The following is a 13,981-nucleotide window of genomic DNA, read 5'->3' on the forward strand; positions in this document are numbered from 1 at the left end:
ACATCATTTAACATTCTCTTAATAACTTAATCTACTTTTTACTTTAACTTAACGATATCTTAATTCTTTATAAAAAACATTCTGTTATTATAAATATTGTTGATAGGTTACAAAAACCAAAACGAAAATTTAACAAATTTATAATAAATACTTTACTTTATAGGAGGAAAAAATGCAGACAGCAATAACTTTAATGGGTGGCTTAGGAATGTTCTTATACGGAATGAATGTAATGGGAGAAGGACTTCAAAAAGCAGCAGGTAGCAAACTAAAAAAAATAATAGAAATGCTTACAAGTAATGTAGTTATGGGAGTACTTGTAGGAACAGTAGTAACAGGAATAATACAAAGCTCAAGTGCTACTACAGTAATGGTTGTAGGATTTGTTAATGCAGGAATAATGACATTATCACAAGCAATAGGAGTTATAATGGGTGCAAATATTGGTACAACTGTAACAGCACAGTTAGTATCATTTAGTTTAGAAGATATTGCTCCAATAGCACTAGGGATAGGTATAATATTTTATATGTTTACCTCAAAAGAAAAGACAAAGCAAGTAGCTGAAATACTTATTGGATTTGGTCTTTTATTTACAGGTATGGAATTTATGAAACAGGCTGTTGAGCCATTATCAGAATTAGAAAGTTTTAGAAATGCATTATTATTTTTAAGTAAAAATCCAGTACTGGGAATACTTGCAGGATTTGCAATAACAGGAATAGTACAAAGTTCATCAGCTTCGATGGGTATGCTTATAGCTCTTGCATCACAAGGATTAGTACCTATAACAGCTGCATTACCAATACTTTATGGTGATAATATTGGTACTTGTGTTACATCTTTAATATCAAGTTTAGGTGCTAGTAGAAACGCAAAACGAGCTGCTATAATGCATTTATCATTCAATGTAATAGGAACTTTATTATTTATGATACTTCTTAATAAACCTATTGTTGCTGTAGTTCAGTATTTAGATCCAACAAATACTGCAAGACAAATAGCAAATGCACATACACTATTTAATATTATAAATGTTATATTACTATTACCTTTCTCTAAATACATAGTTAAATTAGCAGAAAGAATTGTTCCAATAAAAGAAGAAGAAATAGAACTTGCAACTGCAAATACTACAAAATATCTTGATGAAAGAATGTTTGAAACACCATCAATAGCACTTGGAAATACTGTTCAAGAAGTTAGTAGAATGGGAGAAAAAGCAAAAAAATCATATAATTATTCTATAAAAGGATTACTAGAAAAAGATAATAAATCAATAGAAAAGACATTTTCTTCAGAAAAAACAGTTGATATATTACATAAAAGTATATTAAGCTATTTATTAAAATTATCAAACACTAATATGAATAGTGATGAAAGAATAAAAGCAGATTTATTATTCCATATAGTAAATGATATAGAAAGAATATCAGACCATGCTGAAAATATAGCAGAAATAGATAAAATGGCTATAGATTCAAAATGTGATTTTTCTGAAATAGCAGAAACTGAAATAAAGGATTTATCTTCATTGGTATTAAAAAATATAGATAATGCATTATCTTATATAAATACTAAAAATCATGAAATGTTTGATGAAATTGAAGAAACAGAAAAAAATGTAAATATGCTAGTTAAACAATATAGAAATGAACATTTGAGAAGATTAGAAGAAGGAGTTTGTACTATAGATTCAGGAATAATATTCTTAGATTTATTAACAAATTTTGAAAGAATATCAGACCATTGTTCTAATATAGCTGAAAAGTTAAATACTTTATCAAAGTAAAAATGTAAATATTTTATTAAAATAAAATAGATATAAAATACAGAAAACTCTTCATTAAATGAAGAGTTTTTTTGAATATAATTATCATTCTATAAAATTGTTTAAAAATAAACTTAAAAATCTAATGACTTTAATGAAAAACTGTACTACAATATATATGTAAAGTATAAATCAACAAGTAAAAAATTACTTTAAAAGCAATAAATTGGAGGAAGAAGAAATGTCAAATTGTAGTAATTGCCCATCAAAAGGGTCATGTAATAATCAGGAACACTGTTCAATAGAAAATAATCCACAAAATAATATATCTAAAATAGTAGGTATAATGAGTGGAAAAGGTGGAGTTGGAAAATCAACAATAACTGCTCTTACTGCTAATCAATTAGCAAAACAGGGATATAAAGTAGGTATATTAGATGCTGATATAACAGGACCAAGTATACCAAGACTTATGGGTGTAAAAGATTCAAAAGCATTAAGCGATGGAAGTAGTATATACCCAGTTGTAAATGCAAATGGAATAAAAGTAATGTCTATAAATCTTATGATGGATGATGAAAATGAACCAGTTATATGGAGAGGTCCTATATTAGGAGGAGTAGTTAAACAGTTCTATACAGATGTAATTTGGGGAGAATTAGATTATCTATTAATAGATATGCCTCCAGGAACAGGTGATGTAGCTTTAACAGTTATGCAGAATATACCAATAAATGGAACAGTTATGGTATCAGTACCTCAAGATTTAGTATCTATGATAGTATCAAAAGCTGTTAATATGGCTAAAAAAATGAATATACCAGTTTATGGTGTAGTTGAAAATATGAGCTATATAGAATGTCCAGATTGTGGTAAAAAAATAAAATTATTTGAAGGAGAAGGAACAGAAGGTTTCTTAGCTGGATTAGGATTAGATTTATTAGCAGAATTACCAATGAGCAAAGAAGTTATAGATATAACTCATAATGGTGTCAATGAAACTAGTGAAAAAATTGAAAATATAATAGAAGGTATAGTATCAAAAATTAAATAATTAATTTATCTATATAAATATATATTTAAAATAATAAAAATATAGTATATATTTATTATAATTGTTAATGCCTATCTATTTTAATTATCAAAAATTAAAAGACCAGTATTTTATACTGGTCTTTTTAGAATATAAAATTATAAAATAAATTATAAATATCGTATAAAAGGAGATGAAAATATGGATTGTCATCATATGCCAAAAATAGAATTACATTGCCATTTAGATGGAAGTGTAAGACCAGAAACAATTATAAAACTCGCAAAAAAAGATAATATAAATTTACCATCATATGATGTAGATGAAATAAAAAAACTATCAATCGCACCGAAAGAATGTAATTCTTTAAATGAATATTTAGAAAGATTTGATCTACCTCTAGATGTCATGCAGAGTAAAGAAAATATAGAAATGATTACTTTTGAACTTATGGAAGATGCCTTGTTTGAAAATGTAAAATATATGGAAATAAGATTTGCTCCAGTTTTACATACTAAAAATGGTATGAGTCAAGAAGAAGTAATTCAAAGTGCTATAAATGGTATAAAAAAAGCTGAAAAATATTTTAATATAGAAGCATCTTTAATATTATGTTGTATGAAACACTTGAGCGAAGAAGAAGCAATAAAAACAATAGAAGCAGGTAAAAAATTTATAGGAGAAGGTGTTTGTGCAGTTGATTTAGCAGGAGGAGAGGAAGAAGGATTTTATTCTAAATTTGAAAATGCTATGAAACTTGCTAAAGAGTATGGATATCATATAACTATACATGCAGGAGAAGCAGCTTCAGCACAAAATGTAATAGATTCTATAGAAAAACTAGGTGCAGAAAGAATAGGACATGGTGTTAGAATAGATGGATGTAAAAAAGCTTATGAATTAGTAAAAGAAAAAGGTATAATGCTTGAAATTTGTCCGACAAGTAATGTTCAAACAAAAGCAGTAAAAAATATATCAAATAACCCTATTAAAAAGTTTTTTAATGATGATATTAAAGTATCTATAAACACTGATAATAGAACTGTATCAAATACATCTATGTCTGATGAATTTGAAATTTGTTCAAAAGAATTTAATTTTAATGAAGATGATTATAAAAAAATCTATAAAGATTCAGTAAATGCACTTTTTGTAGATGATGAAAAAAAGAAAAAATTATTGGAAGTTTTGAATAAATAAAATATAAATGTAGATATAAAAGCCTTTTATAGAATATAAAATTTAGCAAGTACTTATGCAATTTAGAATAAAATCAAATATTTTATTGTAGACCTTTGTTAAAATTAATTAGAATATTATGTGAACAAAAAATCAACTTAAATTTTTAATTAATGTAGTATAATATCTGATATAAGGTGGTGATAAATATGGCTATTAAGTTTTTTAAATGCCGATTTAAAAAAGATAACTATCTTCAAATGAATAGTATAAATGAATTTAATATTTTTAAAGATATAATAACATTTTCAAAAAAAGAAGTTTATAAAGAAATGAAATTAATTTTAAAAAATATAGATAATAAAATAGATAAACAAATGGCTGAAGCTATTGAAAAATATCATATTGTTATGGAGTTAAAAAATCAAATATCTGATATAGAAAAAACTTTATCTGAATATGAAGAAGAGATAAATATAAATATGAATGGAACTAAAGAAGCTAATATAATTGCTAGATATTCAGAAAACATGCTTAATAACTTATTAAAAGAAGGTTTTAACTCTGATGATAAAGATTTAGAAAAGAAAGCTATGACAGTTACATATTCTAAACGGATTATGCTTAAATTAGATAATATAGTTAAAAAAGATTTAGTACAAAATACTAATAATGAAGAAAACGAATTTAAAGATATAGAAGAAAATCAAGAAATTCACTTTGAAAAATCAGAAAAAATATTAGAAAATAATACTTTTGAATCTAATTTAAATCAAGAGATAAAGTTATCAAAACTATCAAGTGTCAATAGCTGTAGAGAAAAAAATAATACTACAGTAAATAAAGATAATACATATGATAAAGGAGGAACAGAAATGTTTGATGAAGAATATTCTAAGGAAGCATATGATTTATTTGTAAAAGGATCTGATGAAGAGATTGTAGACGAGGTTGAAAAAGTAGGTGAAGAAGCTTACGATATTTTAGTAAAAGAAACAGAAGATGATGTCTTAAGAAAAAATGAAGATGATGAAGTAGTTAGCAAAAAAGCTTACGAAGAATATATAAAAAATAACAGAAAAATAAAAGAAGTTGAAGATGATGAATCTTACAATAAATAGTATAAAAAGGTAGTGTCTATTTTGATACTACCTTTTTTATATTTTAAATTATAAAGAATAAGGATATAAAAAAATAATTATATTGCAATTCTTTTTTAATTACTTTGAGTATTCTTTATAATATGGTATTATTTAATTATAATAACCTTTTAGAGGAGAGAAGTAATATGAGAAATACAATGTTTACAATTAAGGGATTTAAAGAAATTTCAAGTGATCCAAATGTAGCACATACACAGGCGGTTTTATTATATAAATTAGGAAAAATAGATTCTGCTATAAAAAAATATGAAGAAGCTGCTAGTGAAGGAAATGTAAAATCACAGTATGCATTAGGAACTATATTTGAAGAAATGGAAGAATATGAAGAGGCAGAAAGATGGTATAAAATAGCATATAAGAGTGGAAAAGAAGAAGCTGCTTTAGATATAGGTAATATAAAATTTTCAGAAGAAGATTATCAATATGCTCTTTATTGGTATGATAAAGCTTCAGAAATAGGTTTATTAGCAGCACAAAATAATATGGGTGTAACATATTATGTTCTAAAAAATTACGAAAAAGCAGAGGATAGTTTTTTAGAAGCGGTTGACAATGGATATGGTAAATCTTGTTACAATTTAGGAGTTCTTTATAATTTATTAGGAAGAGAAGAAGAAGCATTTGAAGCATTCAAAAAAGGAAATAGATGTGGTGATTATGATAGTACATATAATTTAGCTGTATTTTATAATCAAATGGGAAATAAAAAAGAAGCAATTAGCCTTTATAGACAACTTTATAAAATAGGATATAATGAAGCATGTTTCAATCTAGGAATGATGATGGAAATGGAAGAAAATCTGGAAGAAGCAGAAAAATATTATAAAAAAAGTGCTGATAATGGAGATATGAAATCTCAGTATAGATTAGCATATATTTATGATAGAGAAGACGATATTGATGGAGCTATTGAATATTATGAGAGAGCTATTGAACAAGAACATATTATGTCTAAATTCAGACTTGCCAATTTATTTAATAAAGAAGGAAATATAGTAGAAGCTAAAGAATTATATGAAGAAGCAAGTGAGAGTGGAATAATAGAGGCTACTAATAACTTAGGTGGAATATGTTTTGAGCAAAAAGATTATAAAAGAGGCATAGAATTATTTAAAAAAGCTATAGATATGAAATGTAGACCAGCAATAGAAAATCTAGCAGATTTATATATGGAACTTAATGAAGTAGATAACGCAATAAGTTATTTTGAACAACTTCCAGGAAAACTTTCTTGTCAAATAAAACTTGCTAAAATTTATGATGATAGGGACGATATAGAAGGTTCTATTAATTGGTATAAAAAAGCAGCTGAAAATGGAGATATTGATTCATCATATAGACTAGCATGTATATATGAAGAAATGGGAAATGTAAAAGGTTCTATAAAATATTTTGAAAAGGCAGCAGTTGCAGACCACTTAAATGCTATGGTTCATTTAGGAAGAATATATTATTATGAAGGAATGTATGAAGAAGCTAAAAGTAGATTTAAAATTCCAGCACAAGAAGGAAATACATATTGTCAACATATGATGGGTGTAATTTCAGATATATTAGATGAAAATATAGAAGAGGCTACAAAATGGTATGAAAGTGCAAAATTAAATAATTGTATAGAGTCAATTGAAAATTTAGGACGGCTTTATTATAAACAAAATGAATTTAATATAGCAGAACAGTACTATAAAGAAGGTGTTGAAAAGGGCAGTAGAAATTGTGCATATATGCTTGCTTGTCTTTATTATAAAAAAAGTAGTTTAATTTTTGAAAAATTATCAAATAAAGAATTTGAAAACTCAAATGAAATATTTGATAATATGAAAGATATAGATATAGCTGTAAGTGATATTCAAATACCTGCATTTGAATTATGCCCAGTTGAGGTTGAAGAAGAAGTTGAATATGTTCCAGGGTATATCATAAATATAAAAGAGGATCTTGAAGGGATGCTTGAAGGATTCAGAGATGATATGGTATTTGACGATGAAAATTAGAAATTTCTTTTTTAGATAACAAAGATGATAAAAAATAATAAATATAATTAAAAATATAAAAATTTGTAAAAAAAAGTCTTTAGATTATATCTCTAAAGACTTTTTTATTATATTTTTTATTAAATAAATTTATATACTTATATTCCCATAATTAAATATGCCATATATCCAAAATAAAGAAGTGTTAATAGGCAACCTTCAATTCTATTGATATCTTTTCTAATCAGTGTGAATATATATGTAAGTATAGTTACACCAATCATAAATAGACAGTCTACAAAAAGTTTTGGATCAATAGCAATTGGTGATATTGTTGCAGATAAACTAAGAACAAATAGTAAATTAAACATATTAGAACCAATTACATTTCCAAGTGCGATATCACTTTCTCCTTTAGTTGCTGCAATTACAGAAGTTACTAATTCTGGTAAAGAAGTTCCAATAGCTACTATTGTAAGACCTATAAGTTGGTCACTAACACCAAATCCTTTTGCTATAGCTGTAGCTGAATTGACAACTATTTGTCCTCCAAGTACTATTGCTATAATACCTCCAACTGAAAAAATAATAGCCTTTGATACAGGCATAGTTTCAACTGGTGCATCTATTTGTACAGTTAATTTTTCATAGTTTTGAGGATTTTCTTTTTGAATTTCAAGAGCTTTACTTCTAGAATTTAAAGCTGAAGTTATCAAAGAATACATAAAAATTAAAAAGAACATTAAAAGTATTAAACCGTCACCTCTACTAAGTAGATTGACTGAAGTTGAATTAAAGAATTGATCACCAATTATAATAAAAGTAAGTATTGATACTAATATTAAAAATGGAAATTCTTTTATTCTAACACTTTTTTCTACTATTAAAGGTTTTATAATAGATGATACCCCGACAACCATAAGAAGATTGAATACATTAGAACCAATTACATTTCCCATAGCCATTCCGTTTTGACCTTTTAAAGCAGCTGTTATACTAACGGCAGCCTCTGGAGCACTTGTTCCAAACGCAACTATTGTAAGACCTATTATAAGAGAAGGTATTTTAAGTGTTTCAGCAATACTTGAAGCACCTTCAACAAAAAAGTCGGCTCCTTTTACCAAAAGAACAAAACCGACTATTAATAAAATATAATTCATATTAAATTTCCCCCTTTAAATTAAAAATAAACAAATAAAACTTTTAATTATATGAACTATTAGTTTAATTCATATAATTAAAAGTCTGTTTCATAAGCATTATAAAATACTTATGAAACAGAATCTATAATAGTTTATTTTTAGACATAAAGAAAGTAATAATTATACATATAATAGCAGATATTAAAGAAATAAGCCAAAATCCATTTGGATTTGTAGCTAGAGGAATACCTCCTACGTTCATTCCAAAGAATCCTGAAATTAATGTAGGAAGAGAAACTATAAGTGTAACAACTGTTAAAAATTGCATAACATTGTTCTGATTATTACTTATAATAGCACTAAAGGCATCCATTATTCTACTAAGAATATCTCCATATATAGTTGCCATTTCAAGAGCCTGTCTATTTTCTACAATAACGTCATCTAAAAGATCATCATCATCATGATATTTTTTGATGCTAGATGTCTTAAGCATCTTATTAAGAACTAATTCATTAGCTTTTAATGAAGTAGAAAAATAAACTAGAGATTTTTCTAGCTCAAGAAGCTGTATAAGCTGTTTATTTTGCATAGAATTATAAATTTCTTTTTCTAAAGTTGTAGTCATTTTATTAATTCTTCTTAAATAATGTAAATAATAAGAAGCATTTTTATGAAGAATCTGCAATAAAAAACGAGATCTCATATGAGTATAAAAATCTTTTATATGCCCAACTATAAAGTCATTAAGTATTTTTGTTTGCTCACTACATACAGTAATAATAAAATCATCAGTAATTATTATACCAAGTGGAATAGTACTGTATAAAGAGTTATTCGAATCACTTTCATCTATAGGAATATCTATAAGAATTAAAGTATGATTGTCATTTACTTCAATTCTGGATCTTTCTTCCTCATCTAGAGCAGCATTTATACTTTCAAGTTCTATATTAGTATAATTGTGAATTTCATGTATTTCACTTTGATTGGGCTCAACAAGATTTATCCAACAACCAGTTTCAGACTGATTGATTTTTTCTAGCTTAGAATCGATAGTTTTATAGTATCTTATCATCGCAACACACTCCTGTTTTCAATTATAGTAGTTCTGCCAACAAATCTTAATAAGAACCACTATAATTCTAAAAAGATACTGTTAGCGGAGAACTTTTAAAAATTTTAAACTTTGCAACGGATAACTATCCATTGCACATCACTCTCCTTTACAAATTTTAAAAATATCTATCCATTAAATAGAATACATTTTATTTTACAGAAAATCAAGGAAATTTATACAAATATAAATATAAATTTTGTATTGAAAAATTTAAATAGTACTTATAGCATTATATTGAACTGAAAATAAAAATAATTTTTGTAAAAATTTTAATTTGAGATATAAATTTTAAAAAAATAAGGTAAAATTTTTAAAATGCAAAAAATAATTGACATAAGAAGTTATATGAATTATTATTATATATGTATTTAAATATGTGCCTGTAGTTCAATTGGTAGAATGTCAGACTCCGACTCTGAAGGTTTGCGGGTTCGAGTCCCGTCGGGTACACCAGTATAGAGTAAGTCTTGCAAATATTGTAAGACTTTTTTAATTTTAAAATTGAAATAGGAGGAATTTGATGAATAAAATTACAACTAAAGACATGGTTATTATGTCACTTTTAATAGCTATTACAATAGTTTTATCGAGATTTTTATCTATATCTACACCAATAATAAAAATTGGATTTAGTTTTGTACCTATTACAATAGCGGGTATACTATACGGTGCAAAATATACTATGTTAATTTCTATTATTGCAGATTTGATTGGTGCAACTCTTATAACAGGAGATTTTTTCCCAGGTTTTACCGTTACTACAGCATTAGTCGGAATTGTATATGGTAAATTTTTATACAACAAATCAAAATCTGTAAAAAATATAGTTTTATGTGTTGTAATAGCTAATTTAATAGAATTAATATTAAACACAGGAAATATATATTTATTAAGTGGTTATGGTTTTTTAGCGACTTTACCAGTTAGATCTTTCAAAGCATTACTTATGATACCTATAAAAGCTTTAGTGATTTATAATGTATCTTATCCAATAGCTAGTATGAAAAATATGGTGTCAAAAAAGAGAGTAGTTTAAAATATATTGAAATAAGTAATTAAAGTATATTAAAAAGTAGTTAAAATATATTGAAAATAAAAATTATATAAAAAGAAGGTGGAACTAATATTATTCAATAAGTATTAATTAATTATTGTACAATATTAATTCTAACCTTCTTTTTTTAAAAATTATCTTTTTATAGAAGCAGCCATTCTTCTATATGTATGTCTTACACCCCTTATAGTTTTTCCATATTCTAAAATATTTTCAGGAAGAGCCATTCCAAAATATCCAGAATCACCTAAATGATGTAAATCAGTTCCTGTCATTTTGCACATAAGAGCGATGTTTTTTATAGTAGATGTATCAGCTCCTTCTTGAGAAGTACCTATTGAAGTAAGTGTCAATTTCCCTAATTTATGTGCATGTACTACAAGATTTCTTATATATTCCATAGTTAAACCTGGAACAGTACCAGGAGCAGGCATTAGTATTATATCAGCACCAGATTCTGAAAATTCATTAACGTCTTTTTCTGTTATTATATTTTCTCCAGCTTCACTTAAAATACCTGCTGCATGCATTTTTCCAGCAATTAAAACAACTTTATCTCCAAGTTCTTTTTTATAAAGTTTTAATGTATCTGTAATAGCTTTGTTTGTAACACCTATTCCAGGATTTCCAGTAAGAACAATAAAATCTACACCCATTTCAACTGCTTTTTTAGCATTTTCTAAAGTTCCAGCACGACCAGCAGATAAAGACCAACATTCATCAGTCTTTACAGAACTAGAAACAGATGATTCTAGTGGTTCTAAATTTATTCCAACAGGTCTTCCTGTAAGTTCTTTAATTTTTTTTATATAATCTTTTTTATCAACTTCTTTAGGAAGTCCTTGTATTACGGGATCATTTACATCAAATAAATTTAAAAGGATAATATCTGCACCCATAGATGCTGCAAATTCTGCATTTGTTATATCTCCTAACATAGGTAAAACAGTACCTATTGTTTCACAAACTACAATACGACCTTCACTTGCAGCTATTGATTCAATAAGCTCAGATTTAGTCATTTTTTCAAAATCAGATGAATTACAATTTAAAAATCTTTTCATTATATTTATTCCTTTCAATAAAAAATAAATAGCTACTAAAAATTCTAAATATCCACAAAAAGAGAATAAAAATTGTTTCTATATATAAAAAGAAAATAGGTATATGTAGATTATAGATTTAAAGTAGCTATTCTTATTTAATTATATATTATATTCACCAGATATTGCAAACCCATGATTCATAGGTCCACTACCTTTTCCAAGATCTAGCATTGCAGATAATGCTTTTGATATATAAATTTTAGATTCTTCAACAGAATCATATAAATTTTTACCTTTTGCTAAATTAGATGCAATTGCACTTGAAAGAGTACAACCTGTTCCATGAGTATTTGGATTATTTATTCTTTTTCCATTAAACCATTTAAATTCTCCATCAGAATATAAAAGATCATTTGCATCGTTTACACTATGTCCACCTTTTAATAAAACGGCAGCATTATATTTTTTACCAATTAACTCAGCAGCTTTCACCATATCATCTACAGAAGTTATTTTCATATCTGATAATATTTCAGCTTCTGGAATATTTGGTGTAAGAAGTGTTGCTAATGGAAATAAAAACTCTTCAAGAGTATTTATTGCGTCATCTTGAAGTAATTTTGAGCCACTAGTAGATATCATTACAGGATCTACAACAATATTTTTAGCATTATATTTTTTTAAAGATTCAGCAATTACTTTTATTATAGGAGCAGAAGAGACCATTCCTATTTTTACAGCATCGGGATAAATATCTGAAAATACAGCATCTAATTGTTGTGTTACAAATTCAGGAGTTGATTCTAAAACTCCAAAAACACCAGTTGTATTTTGTGCTGTTAATGCTGTGATAACAGACTCACCAAAAACACCATTTGAGATAAATGTTTTTAAATCAGCTTGTATACCAGCACCACCACTAGAATCACTTCCAGCTATTGTTAATGCAACTTTCATAATAATTCCTCCATATTAGATTTAAATTTATTTTATAAACTTTTTGCTAATTCTTTTAAATTTTTAGTAGCTTCTTTTATATCATCACTTGCAAAAATTGCACTGATTACAGAAACTCCATCAATTCCACTTCCTTTTAATTCAAGAATATTAGAAGCACTTATACCTCCAATAGCGACAACAGGAATAGAAACTGAATTGCATATTTCTTTTAAAGTATCAAAACTAACACTATCAGCATCATCTTTTGTAGATGTATTAAAAACTGCACCTACACCTAAATAGTCAGCACCATCTTTTTCAGCTTTTAATGCTTCTTCAACAGTAGAAGCAGATACTCCAAGAATAGCATTTTCACCAAGCATAGTTCTAACTTTTTTTGCGTCCATATCTTCTTGTCCAACATGAACTCCATCTGCTTTTATTTTAGCTGCAATATTTATATTGTCATTTACTATAAATGGAACATTAAACTCTTTACATAAAGATTGAATTTCTTTTGCTTCTTCTAAAAATTCTTCTTCAGATAGTTTTTTTTCTCTAATTTGAATTATAGTAGCACCACCTTCTAAACATTCTCTAACTTGTTGTGAAAGTGTTCTTCCATTCAACCAATGTCTATCTGTTATTGCATATAGCAATAAATCTTTTGGATTTATATTATTTGATTTCAAATTTAGCACCTTCTTCCAATTTTTCTCCACTCATATTATATATAGCATCTATTATTCTATTTCTATAAGTAGAATTTCCATCTGTTTGTTTCATATTAGCCCAACCGATTTCTCCAGAAAGTCCCATTGTAGCAACAGCAGCTGCAGTTGCTTCTAGAATATTATCTTGATTAGCTGCCACAAAAGAAGTTATTAATCCAGATAATTGACAACCAGTACCAGTAATTTTACCCATTTCAGCTCGACCATTTCTTATAACAAAACATTTTTCAGAGTCTGAAATTAAATCAATTGCCCCAGTTATTGCTATTACACTTTCTGTCTTTTTTGAAAAAGATTTTACAAATTCTACAATAGAATCTAAATTTTCCTCTGAAACAACATCATCAATACCTGCATCTACACCTTTTCCAGAACCAATTCCAGTCGCTAAAAATTTTATTTCGGAAATATTTCCTCTAATAACATCGAATTTAATATTTTCAAGCAATTCTTTTGCTGTATTATTTCTTAAAGAGCTTGCACCAACGCCTACTGGGTCTAATACAACAGGATGATTTAACTCGTTTGCTTTTTTACCAGCTAAAAGCATTGATTTAATAGTATTTTTATTGAGAGTCCCAATATTTATATTAAGAGCAGAGCAGATAGAAGTTATATCTTCAACTTCTTCAGAATCATCTGCCATTATTGGACTAGCTCCACAAGCTAATATTACATTTGCTACATCATTTACAGTTACATAATTTGTAATATTATGGATTAAAGGAGATGTTTTTTGGACATTTTCTAAAATTGATTTAAACATTATAATTCACCTCTATTTATTTTTATTAATAATAAAAAAATTATGTTAATAAATTTAAATA

The 13,981-nt window shown here is 26.7% G+C and carries 12 protein-coding genes and 1 tRNA gene; 7 read left to right on the top strand and 6 right to left on the bottom strand.

The window, feature by feature from the left end; genetic code table 11:
• Positions 1-172: 172 nt before the first annotated feature.
• From Q1J78_RS08180 to Q1J78_RS08200, 5 genes are all read left to right on the top strand, one after another.
• Entirely contained in the window at positions 173-1,792 is a 1,620-nt protein-coding gene (locus Q1J78_RS08180) for a Na/Pi cotransporter family protein (RefSeq protein ID WP_300276970.1), read from the top strand.
• Between the two features lie 220 nt (positions 1,793-2,012).
• A complete protein-coding gene (locus Q1J78_RS08185; protein WP_300276972.1) occupies positions 2,013-2,825 on the top strand; it encodes an Mrp/NBP35 family ATP-binding protein in 813 nt (270 codons plus the stop codon).
• Positions 2,826-3,005: 180 nt separating this feature from the next.
• On the top strand, positions 3,006-4,004 hold the full coding sequence (gene add, locus Q1J78_RS08190; RefSeq protein WP_300276974.1) for an adenosine deaminase: 999 nt from the start codon (positions 3,006-3,008) through the stop codon (positions 4,002-4,004).
• 188 nt (positions 4,005-4,192) lie between these two features.
• Entirely contained in the window at positions 4,193-5,104 is a 912-nt protein-coding gene (locus tag Q1J78_RS08195) for a hypothetical protein (RefSeq protein ID WP_300276976.1), read from the top strand.
• A 167-nt stretch (positions 5,105-5,271) separates the two neighbouring features.
• Positions 5,272-7,140, top strand: coding sequence for an SEL1-like repeat protein (locus Q1J78_RS08200; protein WP_300276978.1), 1,869 nt, complete (start codon positions 5,272-5,274; stop codon positions 7,138-7,140).
• A 137-nt stretch (positions 7,141-7,277) separates the two neighbouring features.
• Here Q1J78_RS08200 and Q1J78_RS08205 read toward each other — a convergent pair whose 3' ends face one another.
• Both Q1J78_RS08205 and Q1J78_RS08210 read right to left on the bottom strand, forming a co-directional pair.
• Entirely contained in the window at positions 7,278-8,279 is a 1,002-nt protein-coding gene (locus Q1J78_RS08205; protein WP_300276980.1) for a calcium/sodium antiporter, read from the bottom strand.
• Positions 8,280-8,403: 124 nt separating this feature from the next.
• Positions 8,404-9,339: a magnesium transporter CorA family protein gene (locus Q1J78_RS08210; RefSeq protein ID WP_300276982.1), complete on the bottom strand. Its 936-nt coding sequence runs from the start codon at positions 9,337-9,339 to the stop codon at positions 8,404-8,406.
• Positions 9,340-9,757: 418 nt separating this feature from the next.
• Between Q1J78_RS08210 and Q1J78_RS08215 the strand changes: the two genes are divergently transcribed.
• Positions 9,758-9,834: transfer RNA gene (locus Q1J78_RS08215), tRNA-Arg, on the top strand.
• 67 nt (positions 9,835-9,901) lie between these two features.
• The gene (locus Q1J78_RS08220) at positions 9,902-10,417 is read left to right on the top strand and encodes a folate family ECF transporter S component (protein WP_300276984.1); all 516 of its coding nucleotides are present in this window, start codon (positions 9,902-9,904) and stop codon (positions 10,415-10,417) included.
• 152 nt (positions 10,418-10,569) lie between these two features.
• On the opposite strand, the gene Q1J78_RS08225 is transcribed toward Q1J78_RS08220, so the two are convergent.
• The 4 genes from Q1J78_RS08225 to thiM all read right to left on the bottom strand — a co-directional run bounded on the left by Q1J78_RS08225 (position 10,570) and on the right by thiM (position 13,920).
• Positions 10,570-11,499 carry a DUF7916 family protein gene (locus Q1J78_RS08225; protein ID WP_300276986.1) on the bottom strand — a complete coding sequence of 310 codons (930 nt, stop codon included), beginning with the start codon at positions 11,497-11,499 and terminating at the stop codon, positions 10,570-10,572.
• A gap of 141 nt (positions 11,500-11,640) precedes the next feature.
• A complete protein-coding gene (gene thiD / locus Q1J78_RS08230; protein ID WP_300276988.1) occupies positions 11,641-12,438 on the bottom strand; it encodes a bifunctional hydroxymethylpyrimidine kinase/phosphomethylpyrimidine kinase in 798 nt (265 codons plus the stop codon).
• Between the two features lie 32 nt (positions 12,439-12,470).
• A complete protein-coding gene (thiE, locus tag Q1J78_RS08235) occupies positions 12,471-13,121 on the bottom strand; it encodes a thiamine phosphate synthase (RefSeq protein ID WP_334304969.1) in 651 nt (216 codons plus the stop codon).
• Positions 13,099-13,920 carry a hydroxyethylthiazole kinase gene (gene thiM, locus Q1J78_RS08240; protein ID WP_300276992.1) on the bottom strand — a complete coding sequence of 274 codons (822 nt, stop codon included), beginning with the start codon at positions 13,918-13,920 and terminating at the stop codon, positions 13,099-13,101. Before thiM ends, thiE begins: the two co-directional genes overlap by 23 nt.
• Positions 13,921-13,981: the final 61 nt, after the last annotated feature.

This window comes from Peptacetobacter sp., assembly GCF_029264495.1.
Taxonomy (GTDB): domain Bacteria; phylum Bacillota; class Clostridia; order Peptostreptococcales; family Peptostreptococcaceae; genus Peptacetobacter.

What these genes read in the sequence shown, in the direction of transcription:
- Q1J78_RS08185 (WP_300276972.1), top strand. Translation starts at nt 2,013, where the DNA reads ATGTCAAATTGTAGTAATTGCCCATCAAAAGGGTCATGTAATAATCAG.
- add (WP_300276974.1), top strand. Translation starts at nt 3,006, where the DNA reads ATGGATTGTCATCATATGCCAAAAATAGAATTACATTGCCATTTAGAT.
- thiD (WP_300276988.1), bottom strand. Translation starts at nt 12,438, where the DNA reads ATGAAAGTTGCATTAACAATAGCTGGAAGTGATTCTAGTGGTGGTGCT.
- Q1J78_RS08200 (WP_300276978.1), top strand. Translation starts at nt 5,272, where the DNA reads ATGAGAAATACAATGTTTACAATTAAGGGATTTAAAGAAATTTCAAGT.
- thiM (WP_300276992.1), bottom strand. Translation starts at nt 13,920, where the DNA reads ATGTTTAAATCAATTTTAGAAAATGTCCAAAAAACATCTCCTTTAATC.
- Q1J78_RS08205 (WP_300276980.1), bottom strand. Translation starts at nt 8,279, where the DNA reads ATGAATTATATTTTATTAATAGTCGGTTTTGTTCTTTTGGTAAAAGGA.
- Q1J78_RS08220 (WP_300276984.1), top strand. Translation starts at nt 9,902, where the DNA reads ATGAATAAAATTACAACTAAAGACATGGTTATTATGTCACTTTTAATA.
- Q1J78_RS08180 (WP_300276970.1), top strand. Translation starts at nt 173, where the DNA reads ATGCAGACAGCAATAACTTTAATGGGTGGCTTAGGAATGTTCTTATAC.
- Q1J78_RS08210 (WP_300276982.1), bottom strand. Translation starts at nt 9,339, where the DNA reads ATGATAAGATACTATAAAACTATCGATTCTAAGCTAGAAAAAATCAAT.
- Q1J78_RS08195 (WP_300276976.1), top strand. Translation starts at nt 4,193, where the DNA reads ATGGCTATTAAGTTTTTTAAATGCCGATTTAAAAAAGATAACTATCTT.
- Q1J78_RS08225 (WP_300276986.1), bottom strand. Translation starts at nt 11,499, where the DNA reads ATGAAAAGATTTTTAAATTGTAATTCATCTGATTTTGAAAAAATGACT.